Origin of the sequence: Anabaena sp. CA = ATCC 33047, assembly GCF_963870205.1 — a bacterium.
Lineage (GTDB): Bacteria > Cyanobacteriota > Cyanobacteriia > Cyanobacteriales > Nostocaceae > Trichormus.
Genome location: NZ_CAWMSA010000040.1, coordinates 344765 through 362696 on the forward strand (window position 1 = coordinate 344765; position 17932 = coordinate 362696).

The following is a 17932-nucleotide window of genomic DNA, read 5'->3' on the forward strand; positions in this document are numbered from 1 at the left end:
TCACCAAGATAACTAACAAGTAGCTCATTCCTGAGATAGATTACTACATCAAACCTCATGCACCATTAGCCGGATGTAGGATGAGTCTGAAGTTTTTAAGCTAAATCTAGCCAGCCAAGAGTTGATTTAAAGAAGCGTCAAACTGTATTAGGCTTGGCTTTTGCGGTGTTTAAACTGTGAAAACTTTGCAGTGCTTCTGAGGTATAATCCTATGGTAGAAGCAACTATAACAAACGTAGTTGAAGCATTGCGTAAGTCTGCATACCGAATCACAGGGACTAAGGCAGATTACGACCCATTGCTCAACATGATTGGTGATGCTCGTTTCGTTTTAATTGGTGAGGCTTCTCACGGAACTCATGAGTTTTACGAACAACGGGCGGAGATTACAAAACGACTGATTCAAGAAAAAGGTTTTACAGCAGTAGCAATTGAGGCAGATTGGCCTGATACCTATCGCGTTAACCGTTATGTCCAAGGTGTGTCTGAGGATTTCTCACCTACGGAAGCCCTTTCTAACTTTCAACGCTTCCCTAATTGGATGTGGCGGAATACAGATATCATGAATTTTGTCAACTGGTTACGGGAATATAATGACAATTTACCCCAAAATGCCACCAAGGTTGGTTTTTATGGGTTAGACCTTTATAGTATGTACGCTTCTATAGAAGAAGTGTTGAACTACCTGGAACGAGTTGATCCAGAAGCCGCCAACCGCGCCCGTTATCGTTACTCTTGCTTTGAGCATTTTGGCGAAGATAGTCAAACCTATGGGTATGTTACCAGTGTGGGACTGAGCAAATCCTGTGAGGAAGAAGTAGTCAAGCAATTACAGGAGATGCAACGCCGAGCCGCCGAGTATATCCACAACAATCATCAATTAGCAGCAGATGAGTTTTTTGTTGCCGAACAGAATGCGCGACTCGTAAAAAACGCTGAGGCTTACTACCGTTCGATGTTTAGCGGACGGGTTTCCTCATGGAATATTCGCGATCGCCACATGGCAGAAACTTTAGAGCATCTAGTTGAGCATTTAGATCAACGAGGAACACCCAGCAAAGTCGTTGTTTGGGAACATAACTCCCACCTGGGAGATGCGAGAGCCACAGATATGGGTAAACTGGGTGAGGTAAACGTAGGGCAATTAGTCCGCGATCGCTACGGTAAAGATGCAGTATTAATCGGGTTTACCACTTACACAGGTACAGTCACCGCCGCCTCTGGTTGGGGAGAAACCACCGAACTCAAACAAGTTCGTTCCGCCTTACCAGAAAGTTATGAAGCTTTATTCCATCAGACAGGAATACCCCAGTTTTTGTTACTGCTACAAGATGACAATCCAGCAATTAACATTTTAAAACAACCGAGATTAGAAAGAGCGATCGGTGTCATATACCAACCCGAAACCGAGCGAGTCAGTCACTACTTCCAAGCTTCCCTTCCCAACCAATTTGATGCAGTCATTCACATTGACGATACCAGAGCCGTGCAACCCCTAGACCGGACTGCTTACTGGGAATTGGGCGAAGCACCAGAAACTTATCCTTCGGCTCTTTAAATTGGGGAGAAATCAATTCAAAATACCCTACGGGAAGGCAAGCCTACAAAATTCAAAATTCAAAATTAAGAATTCTGGGGAAAAAATCTCTCCTTCTCCCCTGTCTACTTCCCCTACTTCCCCTGCTCCCTCCGCTCCCCTACATCCCTATAGACTCTATCAGCAATGAGAAACAACTTTGATCCGATGAGAATGGGAAACCGCCTAGCGCGGAACTGGTGGACATTAGCCTTACGGGGAACACTAGCTATTCTCTTTGGTTTAGTAGCCTTATTCTGGCCGGGAATTACAATTACAGCCTTAGTGTTGTTCTTTGCTGCCTTTTTAGTGTTAGGCGGAATTTTGTTAGAAGTTGCAGCATTTAGAGACCGTCTTAATGATACCCACGGCTGGTTACTCTTGGTAGAGGGAGCAGTGGGGATAATCGTAGGAATCCTAGCCTTTATTTGGCCGGGTATTACTTTGTTAATCTTGCTTTATCTGATTGCGGCTTGGGCGATCATCACTGGTATTTTTGAGATAATTGCCGCCTTTCAGTTGCGAAGAGCAATTGAGAATGAATGGTTGTTAGCAATAGCTGGAATTGCCTCATTTTTCTTTGGTGTATTGTTAGTCCTTTGGCCATTTGCTGGAGCAGTCGCCATCGTCTGGATTATTGGTATCTATGCCATTGTTTTTGGAATATTACTGTTAGCTCTTTCTTTCCGCCTACGTAATTGGAGTAATCAACGCAGACTTTGAAGCCAGCAGAGGAAGCCGAGGAAGAAATTATTTCCCAGTCCCCAATCCCCACTCCTTGCTAAGATATGCCCACGGCAACAGACTTTAAGGACTATTACGCAATTTTAGGTGTAGACAAAAATGCTACACCAGAGGAAATTAAACGGGCATACCGCAAACTAGCCCGGAAATATCACCCTGACTTAAATCCTGGCGATCAGCAAGCAGAAACACGCTTTAAAGAAATCAACGAAGCCAATGAGGTACTTTCTGATCCTGAGAAGCGCAAAAAATACGACCAGTTTGGGCAATACTGGAATCAAGTAAGTCAAGGTGCAGCACCGCCACCCAGAGGCGCGGGTGTGGGAGTTGAGGGATTTGATTTTGATCAGTATACTGATTTTGATTCGTTTATTAATGACTTATTAGGTCGCTTTGGTGGTGCAGGTAGAACTAGAGGCAGAACCAGCTATACTTACCGCACTCCCACAACTCCACCTGTGGATACAGAAGCGGCGATCGCTCTCAATTTTTCCGAAGCTTTTCATGGTGTGCAGCAGCGACTGCAACTAGATAACGAAATCATCAATGTGCGAATTCCCGCAGGTGCAAAACCAGGTAGTCGTATTCGCATCAAAGGCAAAGGTAGCCCCAGCCCCTTTTCCCCACAGCGAGGAGACTTGTACCTGACAATTGATGTTTTACCCCATCCCTTTTTTCAATTTGCAGACGATAACATTGCCTGTGAAATCCCCATTCGCCCTGATGAGGCTGTATTAGGCGCGCAAATCCAAGTACCCACCCCCGATGGTAGCGTTACCATGAAAGTACCGCCGGGAGTGCGTTCCGGGCAATCTCTGCGATTACGTGGTAAAGGTTGGAGACAGCCCCAAGGCGGAAGAACCGACTTAATAGTGAAATTGCAAATTGTTACTCCCCAAGATATTAGCCCCATTGAAAGGGAAGCCTACGAAACAATCCGGGCAAATACCAGTTTTGACCCCCGCACTCAATTGCAGGAGATAAAATTATGACAGAATTCAGTCTGTCTCAAGTAGTGGTATCAGCAGAGGGAGAACAGCTTTATTCTTTTGAATACGCCGCTACAGTTACAGAAACATCCACCACCTTAGTAGAACGCTTTGCTCAGTTGGGTATAATTGAACCCATTGGAGTTATGCTTAATTTACGAGATATCACTCGCATTGCTCAAATTCAACGCCTACGCCATGATTTAGGACTCAACCTAGTAGGGGCAGCAATGGTTTTAGACATGGCACAAGAAAATGCCCAATTACGCGCCCAAAACCAAGCTTACCAAGCACTACTCAATACAATGCTAGAAATGCACAAATCAAAAACAGCCTAGTATTTGTAGTTTTCAGAACAGTGAACCAGAATGTAGAGACGTTGCATGCAACGTCTCTACTGTGGTGTGATATTTCCCCCAATGCGAAAAACTCCCCTCCAAGGAAGTAAACATTTTCACAGACTGAGCATAATCTAAAACTGTTTGCTTCCTTGCCAAATCAGAAATTATGCCGCAATACTTCGGACAACTACACACCACTGAATCACCTTGGACAACGCTGGGAGTAGTAGAAGCAATAGAACAACATCAGCACCATGTTTTTTTCAAGTGTGGCAAGCCCTGTTTACAGATTAGCATCCTAGCACCAAATTTAATTCGGGTGAGGATGACACCCACTGGTGAGTTTTTACCCCGGAAATCCTGGGCTGTGACGCAAGATGATCAACAATGGGTTATGGTGGATTTTGAGGTGACAGAACAAGCCGATTTTGTTGAAATTACCACCCAGCAGTTACGCCTTGTAGTTAACCGTGATCCCTGTCGGCTTCAGTGCTTTGACTTAGCAGGACAGTCATTTGCTGAGGATGTTAATTTAGGTTGGCATAAAGGTGCGATCGCAGCCTGGAAACGTATTGCAGCTAACGAACATTTTTATGGTTTCGGTGAACGTACTGGCTTACTTGATCAACTTGCTACCGTCAGAACCAACTGGACAATAGACGCGCTTGACTACGGTGTGCTTACCGATAATATGTATCAAGCAATTCCCTTTTTTATGGCGTTGCGTCCAGGGATAGGGTATGGAATTTTCTTCAATACTACCTTTTGGAGTCAGTTTGATATCGGCGCAGAAGAACCCGGTGTCTGGCGCATGGAAACCCAGGGAGGCGAACTAGATTATTACATTATTTACGGTTGTGAACCTGCCGAAATTATCGCGACTTATACCCAGCTAACTGGTAGAATATCCCTACCGCCAAAATGGGCTTTGGGTTATCATCAGTGTCGCTGGAGTTATGAATCACAGGAAGTAGTTCGTCAACTCGCTGAGGAATTTCGTCAGCGTCACATACCCTGTGATGTCATCCATCTGGATATAGATTATATGAACGGTTATCGGGTATTTACCTGGAACCCTAAGCGGTTCAGTCATCCGCAAACGTTAATAGATCACCTCAAACAAAATGGTTTTAAAACAGTCACCATTGTTGATCCTGGTGTGAAGTATGAGCCAGAAGCAGATTACCCAATCTTTGAGCAGGGGCTAAAACAAGATTATTTCGTCCGTAAAACCAATGGTCAACTATTTCACGGCTATGTTTGGCCTGATAAAGCGGTTTTTCCTGATTTTTTGCGTCCAGATGTGAGAAAATGGTGGGGAGATTGCCACAAAAGCTTAACCGACATCGGTGTTGCTGGTATTTGGAACGATATGAACGAACCAGCATTAGATGACCGTCCCTTTGGTGATGCTGGCAAGAAAATTAGTTTTCCCCTAGATGCGCCGCAGGGGTTAGCAGAGGAAACCGCTACCCATGCTGAGACTCATAATTTATATGGGTTGATGATGGCACAGGCATCTTGTCAAGCAATGGCTAGGTTACGTCCCACAGAACGCTCATTTATTTTGACACGTTCTGGTTATGCAGGTATTCAACGTTGGGCTGCTGTGTGGACGGGGGATAATCAATCTTTGTGGGAACATTTAGAAATGTCCTTACCGATGCTGTGCAACTTGGGTTTATCAGGTGTGGCTTTTGTCGGTGCTGATATTGGTGGGTTTGCGGGTAACGCCACCGCCGAACTATTCGCCCGTTGGATGCAGGTAGGAATGCTTTACCCTTTGATGCGGGGACATTCGGCACTGAGTACCGCTAGACATGAACCGTGGGTATTTGGCGATCGCGTTGAGGAAATCTGCCGCCAGTATATTCAACTGCGTTATCAACTCCTACCTTATATTTACACCTTATTCTGGGAAGCCACAACCACCGGCGCGCCAATTCTGCGTCCCTTGCTGTATCATTTTCCCCATGATACCCATACTTTCAGCCTCAGCGATCAAGTGATGCTTGGGCGTTCATTATTAGCAGCACCAATTTATCGTCCCGGTGTGGAATATCGTAGCGTTTACTTACCTGAAGGTCGTTGGTATGATTGGTGGACTGGCGAAGAATTTACAGGCCAGACTCACATTTTAGCTCATGCACCTTGGGAACGGATGCCTTTATATGTGCGTTCTGGGGCGATTATCCCGATGATGTCAGTTATGCAATATGTAGATCAACATCCCCTCAATCAGTTAACCATTCGAGTTTGGCAAGGTGAAGGTGAGTTTACGCTGTATGAGGATGATGGTCATAGCTTCGACTACAAAACCGGAGCTTTCTGCACTACACATTACCACGTTTATCCACAAGGAAAGCAAACTATTGTTGAGGTTGACGCAAGAGATGGGAAATTTTCACCAGCACACCGGGAAGTTATTGTGGAGTTAGTTGGTGTGGGGGAACAGCGTTTTATTGATGATGGCTCTACACGACAATTATCTTTTGGTTGATGATGGCTGTAAAGTCCTTATTTCCTGTTCCCTGTTCCCTATTCCCTGCCTAAGTAAATAATTTCAATAATCAAATCCAATTCCTATAGTATGCTGAAGTTTGGTTTTGATTTGTTTTTAAAATTAACCTAAATTTATGAGCAAAAATCTTTTGCATTCTCTGTTTCTGAGTGGAGTTATCATTGGTTTCGGACTGTCGCCATTATCGGCGCAAGCACAAAAGCAGGTGTCTGATACTCAAGTGGCGGCTATGGTGGAGGCTTTGCGACTAGCTGCACCGCAAACAGGTAAAGCAAATGATGGATTTTACAGTGCTTGGCAAGTTAAACCAGAAACTCTCAGAGGTTGGTCAAGATTTTGTCTCAAAAGAGAACTCACACCCACACAATTTGAAAACGATGCAACGACAGCGCGTCAAGTGATTTCTTGCATTGTCCGCCGTGAATTAAATCAACAATTGACAGCCAACAAAAATAATGAAATTGCGGCGGTGCGTGGCGCAGCTTGTTGGTGGATGACTGGTAAATATACAGGTTGTAATAGTGGTTTTACTGCTAATTATGTGCAAAAAGTTCTCGGTTTTTATCAGCAACAACGTTTGAGTTCGGGTAATAGGCAATAGAATTAACTACCTCACCCTCTTAGTTTAGGGTGGGTGGTTTATAAATTAATAAACAGCACGATTAAAGCAATACTTAGAATAAGAGCTAATAGCACTGCATATTCAAATCTACGGCTTAAAAATCCTACGGCTGCAATCAAGCTGATAAACAGAATTGTAATCCCTATGTACTGTTCTCGTTGCCAGTTTTTGGCTATTAATTCGTCTTTGGGGGTTGTACCCTCGGCAGGAATTTGTCTAGTTTGAATGTGTGTTTTTGGGATTGATAGGGGTTTCATTTTTTTAACGCGGAGGGGCGCGGAGGTAAACGCGGAGGTGCGCGGAGGTTTAAGGGGTTTTAATTTGGTTGCTGTTTTTTATGTTTGAACGCAGATGTAGCTTGCTTCTCTTACGAGACGCTACCGCGAACCCGCAGGGTACGCTGATGAACGCTGATAGATTTGTACATCATTAGTCTAGAAAGTGTGTTATTTTTATTGGATTCTATTATTAAGAGTTAGTTTGGTCATCTGGCTAAAGATTGATTGGGAATTTTAATATTTTTTAAGTTGATTTACTATCGTTTTCTGGTTTTTGTTATCCTTTATAAGTCTATTTGTTTGTTTATTAATGTCTGTTTTGTTGAATTTATCTCTTTAGAGATATTGTCAAATTGAGTTTTTAGATGATTGCTAGGAATTGGATTTATGCGGCAATCAGTAAATTTATCTCTATGTTCTCAAGGTACGGTTGTTTCTGTTCGGGGTAGTGTTGTTGATATTCGATTTACTCACGGTTTGCCTGAGCTTTATAGTCGGTTAATTGCTGGGGAAAATCAAGATGTGATTATTGAGGTGATGTCTCATGTTGATGCGGAAACGGTGCGCGGTGTTGCTTTGACTCCAACTTCAGGTTTAGCTCGCGCTTCTGTGGTTATTGATACGGGAAAACCTCTACAAGTACCTGTAGGGAAACGTTTGTTAGGTAGGGTATTTAATGTGTTTGGGGAAACTATTGATCGTCAAGATCAAATCTCTGGGGGGGAATGGCGATCGCTCCATCAATCTCCTGTCTCTCTAGCGCAGCAATCTACTAGCTCGGAAATTTTTACTACTGGTATTAAGGCTATTGATGTTCTTGCACCTTTGGAACGGGGCGGAAAAGCTGGGTTGTTCGGCGGTGCTGGTGTGGGAAAGACGGTTTTAATTACGGAAATGATTCACAATGTCGTCAGTGAATATCAGGGAATTAGTCTGTTCTGTGGTATCGGGGAACGCAGTCGGGAAGCTGAAGAACTTTACCGCGATATGCAACAGGCGGGTGTTTTACAAAATACTATTATGGTTTTTGGGCAAATGAATGAGCCGCCAGGGGCGCGGTTTCGGGTGGGACACGCGGCTTTGACTATGGCTGAATATTTCCGCGATGATGTTAAACAAGATGTGTTGTTGTTAATTGATAATATCTTTCGGTTTATCCAAGCTGGTCAAGAAGTTTCTGGTTTGATGGGGAGATTACCTTCTCGTGTGGGTTATCAGCCGACTCTAGAGACGGAATTGGCTCAATTGGAAGAACGCATTGCAAATACGGCTACAGGTGCAATTACTTCTGTGCAAGCGGTGTATGTTCCGGCCGATGACTTTACTGATCCGGCTGCTGTGCATACTTTTGGACATTTATCTGCGTCGATTGTTTTGTCTCGTAAACGTTCTAGTCAGGGACTTTATCCGGCTGTTGATCCTTTGCAGTCTAATTCTAAAATGCTCACTCCTCCAATTGTGGGCGATCGCCACTACCACATCGCTCAAGCTGTCAGGCAAACTCTCGCTAATTATGAAGACCTCAAAGATATTATCGCTATTCTGGGTATAGAAGAACTTTCTGTGAGCGATCGCCAAACTGTTACCCGTGCGCGACGTTTAGAACGCTTTCTGACTCAACCTTTTTTTACTACTGAACAATTTACAGGCAAACAAGGCAAGTTGGTGAGTCTAGAAGCCGCCCTCTCTGGATGCGATCGCATTCTCAATGATGAGTTTTCTGATTTTCCAGAGCGATCGCTTTACATGATTGGCTCTATCGATGAGGCGCAAAAATCATCATGAATCTAAAAATATTACTTCCTACAGAGGTACTTCTAGAAACCGAAGTTCAGCAAATCGTCGCTGAGGCTGAAAATGGCTGTTTTGCAATGTTACCCCATCATATTGACTTTGTGACTGCTCTTGTTCCTGGTGTTTTATCTTTTAAGTCTGCACAAGGTGAAGAAATCTTTCTGGCGGTTGATGCAGGTATCTTAGTTAAATGCGGTGCAGAGGTGTTGGTATCTACAAGAAACGCTGTCCAGGGTGCTGACTTAGAAACATTACATCAAACTGTAGAAGCACAATTTAAAAATTTAGATGAACGAGAAAAACAAGCTCGTGCGGCAACTGCAAAATTAGAAGCCGGTTTTATTCGCGGTTTTGTCGAAATGGGGGGTTCAAGTCGTGAAACGCTCCGATAAATCTACACCCAATCCACCGCCACAGTCAGATTTTCCACGGCAAGTCAAAATTAAATCAAGCCGTAAACTTAAAGCTAGACGGGAAGAAGATAGAAGTATTTGGTTTAGCTTTGGCATGATTGGTGTGGTAGGTTGGTCGGTGGCTATTCCTATGCTGTTAGGTATTGCTTTGGGTATTTGGATAGATAGCCGATGGCCTAGCCGTTATTCTTGGACGCTGATGATGTTATTTGTCGGTATTGTCCTCGGCTGTCTCAATGCTTGGTATTGGGTACAACAGGAGAGTCGAGATGATTGAAATCCAGACTCTACCGTTTTTAATTTTATTGGTGGGTGCAGTCATCACTATTGCTATTTTGACTAAGGCGGGGATGTCGAAAATTGGTTTACCCGCTTTAGTCGGTTATATATTGCTGGGCTTTTTATTCCGGTTGTTAGATGCTCAATTCCCTTTTCTCTCTCCCCAGGTACAAGAAATTTTTGAGTTTTTAGCCGAACTTGGGGTAATTTCCTTGTTGTTTCGGGTAGGGCTAGAAAGTAATTTGACGGCGTTAATTCGGCAATTATCCAAAGCTAGCACGATTTGGATTGGGGATGTAGTTGTTAGCGGCGGATTGGGATTTGTGACAGCCCGTTTTTTGCTGGGATTGCCATTAATTCCAAGTTTATTTGTGGCGATCGCTCTCACGGCTACGAGTGTAGGTGTATCTGTGGGGGTTTGGCAAGAAGCAAAAGCTATATATTCCGAAAATGGTCAACTTATGTTAGATGTGGCAGAAATGGATGATATTTCTGGTGTTATCTTGATGGCGTTGTTGTTTGCTGTCGCTCCCGCTATTCATCTCACTGGCACATTATCAGTTATACCTGTATTCGCCCAAACATCAGGGATATTTTTATTTAAAGTCATCATTTTTGGGGCTGGTTGTTATTTTTTCTCTCGCTATCTGGAAGCAGAACTTACCAAATTTTTCCGACAAATTGAACCACCACCTGATCCGATGTTGGAAGTTGTAGGTATTGCTGTGATTATTGCCGCTATCGCCGGAATATTAGGTTTTTCTGTGGCTATTGGTGCGTTTTTCGCTGGGTTATTATTCAGCCGTGATGCTGAAACTGTCAAGCTTGAGGCTTCTATTGCATCTTTATATGATTTGTTTACCCCTTTCTTTTTCGTTGGTATTGGTTTAAAAATTGCTCCCGATGCGCTGATGACAGGTTTAGGTTTTGGCGCAATTTTATTAATCGCTGCGGTGTTGGGCAAAGTCATCGGTGCGGGGGGTACTGCTGTTTTTACTACAGGTTCTACAGGTGCAGTTTTACTGGGTGTGAGTATGATTCCTAGGGCGGAAATCGCTTTGATTGTGATGCGTCGAGGACATCATTTAGGTGATTGGGCTGTATCATCTCAGGTTTTTGCGGCGATAGTTGTTGTTTGTACTGTTACCAGTATTATTGCGCCTATTATTTTGCGATCGCTTCTCCAAAAATTACCACAAACACAGTCGGAATAATTATGATTAATTACATTTTCTCTTTATTAATTTCTTTAATTTTGGGTTTTGTTTTAGGTGTTTTCTATTTTGCTAGTCTCTGGGTGACTGTCAGACAATTACCGACTACTCAATGGCCTTTTCGATTAATTTTTGGCAGTTTTGTCGGTCGTATTGTTATTGCTTTGTTGGGGTTTTATTTGATTATGAATGGTACATGGCAACGGGTGTTAGTTGCTTTGTTGGGTTTTTTGGTGGCGCGGGGGGTTTTGATTCATCGGTGGGTGGAGAAAAATGATTTTTAAACGCAAAGGGGCGCGGAGAGAGGAAGGAAGAGAGGTTTAAGGGAGTGTTTAGGTTATGGAGATTAGTCCTGATAATGTTATCTTTTGGCAATCGGGGTTTATTAAGGTTAATGCTACTATTTTATTTACTTGGGTGGTGATGGGTTTATTAGTGGTTGTTTCTGTATTGGTGACTCGGAATTTATCTGTAAAGCCTAGTATTTCTCGTTGGCAGAATTTTTTAGAAATTATTGTGGATGGTATTAATAACCAAATTCGGGAGGTGAGTCAACAAGAACCAAGTCAGTTTTTACCTTTTGTTGGCACTCTGTTTTTATTTATTGCTGTTGCGAATATGTTAACTATTGTTCCGGGTTATCAACCACCTACTGCTTCGCTTTCTACAACGGCGGCTTTGGCTTTGTGTGTGTTTGTGGCTGTGCCTCTATTTGGAGTTATGAATCAGGGTGTACTCGGTTATTTACGAATTTATATTCAACCTACGCCTTTAATGTTGCCTTTTAATATTATTAGTGAATTTTCTCGGACTTTAGCTTTAGCTGTGCGTCTGTTTGGCAATATTATGAGTGGTTCTATTTTGGTGGCAATTTTAGTTTCTTTAGTACCTTTATTTTTTCCAATTGTTGTAAATTTATTGGGTTTATTAATTGGATTAATTCAAGCCTATATTTTTGCAATTTTAGCTATGGTTTATATTGCCTCTGCTACCCGTGTCCGTCGTCATGCAGCGCAAACAACACCACCATCTGAGTGAGGAGAAATATGAATATTGATAATATCGGTTTAGTCGGTATGATATCAATTATTATTGCTGGTTTAACTATTGCTATCGGTTCAGTAGGGCCGGCTATAGCGGAAGGTTGGGCAGTAGCTAGAGCTTTAGGCGCAATCGCTCAACAGCCAGATAAAGCTAATACAATCACCCGCACTTTATTTGTTGGTATGGCAATTGTTGAATCAACGGCAATTTATTGTTTTGTCGTCTCTATGATTCTCATTTTCGCTAACCCCTTTTGGAATCACTTTGTCAATCAATCCCCAGTCAGATAGGGAACTGGAGACTATGAAAAAGCAGGATATCAGAAAAGAAAACTAATAAATAATAACTAATGACTAATGACTTATGCTAATTGATTGGTTTACAGTTATTGCCCAAATTATCAACTTTTTGATTTTGGTGTTTCTGTTATGGCGGTTTTTATATAAACCCATCACTAAAACTATGCAGGAACGTCAAAATAGAATTGAAATTCGTTGGCAAGAAGCAGAAGTAAAGCAACAAGAAGCTGAACAAGAAGCCGAAAGTTATCGTCAGCAGCAACGGGAATTCAATCAACAACGTTCTCAAATGATGGCTGATGCTAAGGCAGAAGCTGAACAAGAATATAAACAATTAGTTCAGCAAGCACGCCACGATGTTGAACAAATACAAGCGGGTTGGCGTGATGCTATTCAACGAGAACAAGAAGCGTTTTTAGAAAATCTTCGTCAACGTTTACAAGAGCAAACTTATGCGATTACTCGCCGGGCTTGGGCAGATTTAGCTGATGCTAATTTAGAACACCAAATAATTGATGTTTTCATCCAGCGTCTACAATTACTAAGTAACTCACAAATCCAAACCCTAAAAACACAATCTGCCAGTGAGATTATTGTGCGTAGCAGTTTTGAGATTCCCCAAAACCAACGTCAAAAAATTATCAACGTTTTGCAGGAAAAGCAAGTAACTAATAATAAAGATATATTTTTTAGAATATCACCCGATTTACTGTGTGGCGTTGAGCTACAATCTGAAAATTATCAAATTGCTTGGAGTTTAGATAATTATTTACAAGATTTCACAGAACAATTGCAAATGGTTCTGAAAAATGCACAAAAATCACCAACCACTACAAACTCTCATTGATAATACTTTGACAACTTTTGAGCAGGTATTAAATAACTATCATCCTCAATTACAAACTCGTGAGATTGGTGTTGTTAAATCTGTCAGTCAAGGTATTGCTAGTGTTGCTGGTTTACCGAGTGTACAAGCTGATGAATTGCTACGCTTTCCCGGTAATTTGTTAGGTATTGCTTTTAATTTAGATCCTGATGAAATTGGGGTGATTTTGTTAGGTGAAAGTGAACATCTACAAGCAGGTGACGAGGTTCAACGTACTAAAAGAGTTTTAGATGTGCCTGTAAGTGAGGCACTATTAGGACGAGTGTTAAATGTAACTGGTGAACCTTTGGATAATCAAGGGGTAATTCAGGCAAAAAAACGCCTATCTATAGAGCGTCCAGCCCCGGCAATTATGGAACGCGCTCCGGTGACAGTACCGTTACAGACTGGTATAAAAGTTATCGATGCTTTAGTTCCGATTGGTAGGGGACAACGGGAATTAATTGTGGGCGATCGCCAAACGGGCAAAACTGCGATCGCTACTGATACCATCATTAATCAAAGGCATCAAGATGTCATCTGCATCTATTGCGCCATTGGTAAACGCGCTTCTGCTGTCGCTAAGGTAATTGCAGATTTACGTCAATATGATGCAATGGACTACACTATTGTAGTTGTCGCCTCTGCTGAAGATCCACCCGGTTTACAATACATCACACCCTACGCAGCTACTACTATTGCTGAATATTTTATGGATCAAGGTCGTGATGTATTAATTGTATACGACGATTTAACCCGTCACGCTTGGGCTTACCGGGAACTCTCGCTGTTATTACGTCGCCCTCCTGGTAGAGAAGCCTATCCCGGTGATATATTTTACATCCATTCCCGCTTGCTGGAACGTGCTACCCATCTCCGGGAAGATAGGGGAGGCGGTTCACTCACAGCTTTACCAATAGTCGAAACTCAAGCGCAAAATATATCTGCATATATTCCCACTAATTTAATTTCTATCACCGATGGACAGATTTATTTGTCTCCCGACTTATTCCAAAAAGGTGTTTTACCTGCCGTAGATGTAGGTAAATCTGTATCACGGGTGGGTGGCAAAACTCAACTACCTGCCTACAGTGCTGTAGCTGGAGATTTACGCCTGTCTTACTCCCAATTTCAGGAAGTAGAAGTCTTCGCTAGGTTTGGTACTCAATTAGATGAAGAAACTCGGAAAACTTTGCAAAGAGGGCGGCGTGTACGGGAAGTCTTAAAACAACCCCAATATCAACCTTTACCTGTCGCCGAACAAATTGCTGTCATGTTAGCCGTAACTAGCGGTTTATTTGATGAATTACCATTAGAACAAATTCCCGCAGCTTCTTTAAAATTACGTCAAAAGGTGACGGCAGAATTACCCCAAATATGTCAGCGCATTCAAGCAGGTGAAAAACTCACTCATCAAGATAGAGAAACTTTGTTGAGTATTGAGTCATTAGTCATTAGTCATTAGTCATTAGTCATTAGTCATTAGTTTTTCTTTCCTCATCTTCTGTTTTCTGCCTTCTGCCTCTTTTAAGGGACTTCCAGATAAAAATATATCTAAAATGTAGGGTGCGTCAGTACGAGAAACCCTACCATAACAAGAAAATATTTATCCTGACTCACCCTACTAACAGTCGATTTGGATAATTTATTTTTTGGTGTTCCCTAAGTCAACAGTATCATGCCAACTATTGAATCCTTAAGAACCAAAATCAGTAGTGTTCAAGATTTGCAATCTGTGGTGAAGACAATGAAAGCTTTAGCGGCTGTGAGTATTCGCCAGTATCAAAAAGCTGTGGAATCGTTAGCTGATTACAACCGCACTCTGGAAATGGGATTGCAAATCGTGTTGAGACAACGATATTTTTCGGAGCAACACGCTATTTTGACATCTGTAATTAATCACCAAACTAAGTCTAATTCTGTAGGTGCAATTATTTTTGGATCTGATCAAGGTTTATGTGGACAATTTAATGAGCAAATCGCATCTTACAGCGTTGAAAAACTGGAACAGCTACAGATAAAACCAGAAAATCGTCTAATTGCGGCGATAGGTGCGCGGGTTGTTGCGCCTCTGGAAGCACAAGGACAAACTATTGCGGCGAAGTTTTCTTTACCTAGTGCTGTGAGTGGTATTACTTCTATGGTACAGGAAATTTTACTCACTATCGAACAATGGCGATCGCTTGCGGCAGGGCGTAGCCCATCACAGCAGCAAATTGAGCAAATTATCTTGTTTTACAATCAGTCTCTCTCTGGTGCATCCTACCATCCCCATACTCTTCATCTTTTACCCGTCGATTTTAATTGGTTACAAAATCTTCAACGACAGCCTTGGCCTTCTCCTGTGTTGCCAACCTTTACAATGGATGAAAATCAGTTATTTTCTGGATTAATTCGGGAATATTTATTTATCTCTTTATATCGCGCCTTTGCTGAATCTCTCGCTAGTGAAAATGCTAGCCGTCTCGCCTCAATGCAAGCTGCCGAAAAAAATATCGAAGAACGTTTATCAGAACTCAATGCAGACTATCGCCGTTTGCGTCAAAGTTCGATTACAGCAGAACTTTTGGATATTGTGGCAGGTTTTGAAGCCTTGACTAAAAAATAGCATAATTCTAGCGTCATAATTATCTGTGTTCGGGGTACGTTGCTTGATTAAATTTAATAATTTTTAGATTAAATACACCAGCAAGACATATTTTTTTGAAGTTTAATTTCTCTGCCTTGAGAAATAATGCCTGATTATTCCATTGGAAAGAAGTAATTATGATGTCAAAAGTTTAGATTTAATAAAATAAGATTGCATCAGAATTCTGTATTAGCACCAATAGACTATAAATAAATTAGAAAAAATAAAAAACATAATTATATTTCTCGAAAAGCAGAGAAATATGTTGTTCACTATATTTAAAGACACCAAAATAATTATACTAATTCCTGAATAATAGTTAATAAAAATAATCAAAGTTCCCCTAAAAAAATATCCAAAAAACTTGCTTTTTAAACCTTTGCAATCAGGTAAATAACTATGACTTTACAGGAGCAACTAAATCAATGGCATGAACTAGCCCAACAGTTGCGAATTGATAGTATTCGCGCTACAACCGTTGCTGGTTCCGGCCATCCGACTTCTTCCATGTCCCCTGCGGATTTGATGGCGGTTTTATTATCTAATTATCTGCATTACGATTTTGACAATCCCCATAATCCTAATAACGATCGCTTTGTTCTCTCTAAAGGACACGCTGCGCCGTTGCTGTACTCGATGTATAAAGCTGCGGGGGTAATTACTGATGAAGAATTGTTGTCATTGCGACAAATGGGAAGTCGTCTAGAAGGACATCCTACACCCGTTTTACCTTGGGTGGATGTGGCGACAGGCTCGTTAGGACAAGGATTACCGATTGGTGTGGGGTTGGCTTTAGCAGGGAAGTATTTAGATCAGCTACCTTATAATGTCTGGGTGTTACTGGGTGACAGTGAAACCGCCGAAGGTTCTGTATGGGAAGCGTTTGATCATGCGGCTCACTATACTTTAGACAATCTGATTGCCATTATTGATGTTAATCGTCTCGGTCAACGTGGTCAAACTGAATTAGGTTGGAACACTCAAGCCTATGCTAATCGAGCCAGAGCCTTTGGTTGGCAAGCAATTGAGATTGATGGGCATGATTTGACGGAAATTGATCAAGCTTTTAGTGCGGCGGTGAGTATTAACGATCGCCCTACAGTCATTATTGCCCGTACTAAGAAGGGTAAAGGTGTAGTTTCCCTGGAAGATTTAGGGGGTTGGCACGGTAAAGCCTTAAAACCGGAAGATGAAAAACAAGCGATCGCTCATTTAGGCGGTGAACGCCACATTACTATTCAAGTCAGGAAACCAGACACACAAGCACAACCGACAACCATCGCTACAGCCGAACCTTTACAACTTCCCAGCTATGAAAAAGGTGCAGAAGTAGCAACTCGTCGCGCCTATGGTGATGCACTCAAAGCTGTAGGTGCTGCTAAACCCCAAGTAGTCGCCCTCGACGCAGAAGTAAGCAACTCCACCTATGCGGAAGACTTCGCCGAAGCCTACCCAGAGCGATATTTTGAGATGTACATCGCCGAACAACAAATGATTGCGGCGGCTGTCGGTTTGCAAGTACGAAATTACAAACCCTTTGCTTCTAGCTTTGCGGCTTTCTTAACTCGTGCCTACGATTTTATCCGCATGGCGGCTGTCTCCCGTGCCAACATTAGATTAGTCGGTTCTCATGCAGGTGTATCGATTGGGGAAGATGGCGCATCTCAGATGGGATTGGAAGATTTAGCCGCTTTCCGGGCGGTGTGGAGTAGTACCGTACTCTATCCCAGCGATGCGAATCAGACAGCCAAATTAGTCGAGCAAATGAGCGATCGCAATGGTATAGTATATCTCCGCACCACACGCGCCACTACACCCGTCATCTATGGTGCAGATGAAGAATTCCCTATCGGCGGTAGCAAAGTCCTGCGTAGTTCTGATCAAGATCAAGCTACAGTCATAGGTGCAGGTATTACTTTACACGAAGCCCTCAAAGCTTATGACCGTCTGAAAAACGAAGGCATTACAGTCCGTGTCATCGATGCTTACTCAGTCAAACCCATTGATGTGCAAACATTACATCAAGCAGCCCATGATACAGAAGGTAACTTAGTAGTTGTCGAAGACCACTGGAGTGAAGGCGGATTAGGTGCGGCTGTTTTAGATGCTTTTGCGGGTATTGATGGTATCTCTAGCTACGACGGGCCACAACTGCAAGTGATTAAGTTAGCAGTGCGAGATATGCCAAGTTCCGGTACACCAGCCGAACTGCTTCACGCTGCCAAAATTGACGCTGATGCCATTGTAGCAGCAGTAAAAGCCCAAGTCAGACAAGTAGTAGGAACTGGTGCGATCGCCTCCTCAGTTAAGAGTCATTAGTCATT

Annotated in this window: 18 protein-coding genes; 17 read left to right on the plus strand and 1 reads right to left on the minus strand. The window is 42.5% G+C overall.

Going from position 1 to position 17932, the window contains the following annotated elements:
- The first annotated feature begins 211 nt into the window (after positions 1 to 211).
- The 6 genes from AACS98_RS11000 to AACS98_RS11025 all read left to right on the plus strand — a co-directional run bounded on the left by AACS98_RS11000 (position 212) and on the right by AACS98_RS11025 (position 6772).
- Positions 212 to 1558, plus strand: coding sequence for an erythromycin esterase family protein (locus tag AACS98_RS11000; protein WP_066379518.1), 1347 nt, complete (start codon positions 212 to 214; stop codon positions 1556 to 1558).
- A gap of 165 nt (positions 1559 to 1723) precedes the next feature.
- On the plus strand, positions 1724 to 2299 hold the full coding sequence (locus AACS98_RS11005; protein WP_066379519.1) for an HdeD family acid-resistance protein: 576 nt from the start codon (positions 1724 to 1726) through the stop codon (positions 2297 to 2299).
- 65 nt (positions 2300 to 2364) lie between these two features.
- Positions 2365 to 3312: a DnaJ C-terminal domain-containing protein gene (locus tag AACS98_RS11010; protein ID WP_066379522.1), complete on the plus strand. Its 948-nt coding sequence runs from the start codon at positions 2365 to 2367 to the stop codon at positions 3310 to 3312.
- Positions 3309 to 3647, plus strand: a complete 339-nt coding sequence (locus tag AACS98_RS11015; protein ID WP_066379525.1) for a chaperone modulator CbpM — start codon at positions 3309 to 3311, stop codon at positions 3645 to 3647. The genes AACS98_RS11010 and AACS98_RS11015 overlap by 4 nt, the downstream gene beginning before the upstream one ends.
- A gap of 169 nt (positions 3648 to 3816) precedes the next feature.
- Positions 3817 to 6150, plus strand: coding sequence for a glycoside hydrolase family 31 protein (locus tag AACS98_RS11020; RefSeq protein WP_066379528.1), 2334 nt, complete (start codon positions 3817 to 3819; stop codon positions 6148 to 6150).
- Positions 6151 to 6286: 136 nt separating this feature from the next.
- Positions 6287 to 6772 (plus strand): hypothetical protein, encoded by a 486-nt coding sequence (locus AACS98_RS11025; RefSeq protein ID WP_066379530.1) that lies wholly within the window; start codon positions 6287 to 6289, stop codon positions 6770 to 6772.
- Between the two features lie 38 nt (positions 6773 to 6810).
- On the opposite strand, the gene AACS98_RS11030 is transcribed toward AACS98_RS11025, so the two are convergent.
- Positions 6811 to 7050: a hypothetical protein gene (locus tag AACS98_RS11030; RefSeq protein ID WP_066379533.1), complete on the minus strand. Its 240-nt coding sequence runs from the start codon at positions 7048 to 7050 to the stop codon at positions 6811 to 6813.
- A gap of 408 nt (positions 7051 to 7458) precedes the next feature.
- On the opposite strand from AACS98_RS11030, the gene atpD reads away from it, so the two are divergent.
- The 11 genes from atpD (at position 7459) to AACS98_RS11085 (ending at position 17927) form a co-directional block, all read left to right on the plus strand.
- A complete protein-coding gene (gene atpD, locus AACS98_RS11035) occupies positions 7459 to 8856 on the plus strand; it encodes a F0F1 ATP synthase subunit beta (protein WP_066379535.1) in 1398 nt (465 codons plus the stop codon).
- Positions 8853 to 9257, plus strand: a complete 405-nt coding sequence (locus AACS98_RS11040; protein WP_066379538.1) for a F0F1 ATP synthase subunit epsilon — start codon at positions 8853 to 8855, stop codon at positions 9255 to 9257. Before atpD ends, AACS98_RS11040 begins: the two co-directional genes overlap by 4 nt.
- Positions 9241 to 9555: an AtpZ/AtpI family protein gene (locus AACS98_RS11045; RefSeq protein WP_066379541.1), complete on the plus strand. Its 315-nt coding sequence runs from the start codon at positions 9241 to 9243 to the stop codon at positions 9553 to 9555. Before AACS98_RS11040 ends, AACS98_RS11045 begins: the two co-directional genes overlap by 17 nt.
- A complete protein-coding gene (locus AACS98_RS11050; RefSeq protein ID WP_066379549.1) occupies positions 9548 to 10771 on the plus strand; it encodes a cation:proton antiporter in 1224 nt (407 codons plus the stop codon). Before AACS98_RS11045 ends, AACS98_RS11050 begins: the two co-directional genes overlap by 8 nt.
- 2 nt (positions 10772 to 10773) lie before the next feature.
- On the plus strand, positions 10774 to 11055 hold the full coding sequence (locus tag AACS98_RS11055) for an ATP synthase subunit I (protein ID WP_231866911.1): 282 nt from the start codon (positions 10774 to 10776) through the stop codon (positions 11053 to 11055).
- 55 nt (positions 11056 to 11110) lie between these two features.
- Positions 11111 to 11809, plus strand: a complete 699-nt coding sequence (locus tag AACS98_RS11060) for a F0F1 ATP synthase subunit A (protein ID WP_066379552.1) — start codon at positions 11111 to 11113, stop codon at positions 11807 to 11809.
- Positions 11810 to 11817: 8 nt separating this feature from the next.
- Positions 11818 to 12105, plus strand: coding sequence for a F0F1 ATP synthase subunit C (locus tag AACS98_RS11065; protein WP_082803642.1), 288 nt, complete (start codon positions 11818 to 11820; stop codon positions 12103 to 12105).
- A 73-nt stretch (positions 12106 to 12178) separates the two neighbouring features.
- Positions 12179 to 12961, plus strand: a complete 783-nt coding sequence (locus AACS98_RS11070) for a F0F1 ATP synthase subunit B family protein (protein ID WP_066379553.1) — start codon at positions 12179 to 12181, stop codon at positions 12959 to 12961.
- Complete coding sequence (locus tag AACS98_RS11075) at positions 12924 to 14444, plus strand: alternate F1F0 ATPase, F1 subunit alpha (RefSeq protein ID WP_066379555.1); 1521 nt, start codon at positions 12924 to 12926, stop codon at positions 14442 to 14444. Before AACS98_RS11070 ends, AACS98_RS11075 begins: the two co-directional genes overlap by 38 nt.
- A 213-nt stretch (positions 14445 to 14657) precedes the next feature.
- Entirely contained in the window at positions 14658 to 15587 is a 930-nt protein-coding gene (locus AACS98_RS11080; protein WP_066379558.1) for a F0F1 ATP synthase subunit gamma, read from the plus strand.
- 420 nt (positions 15588 to 16007) lie between these two features.
- Positions 16008 to 17927, plus strand: a complete 1920-nt coding sequence (locus tag AACS98_RS11085; RefSeq protein ID WP_066379561.1) for a transketolase — start codon at positions 16008 to 16010, stop codon at positions 17925 to 17927.
- The last annotated feature ends 5 nt before the right edge of the window (positions 17928 to 17932 follow it).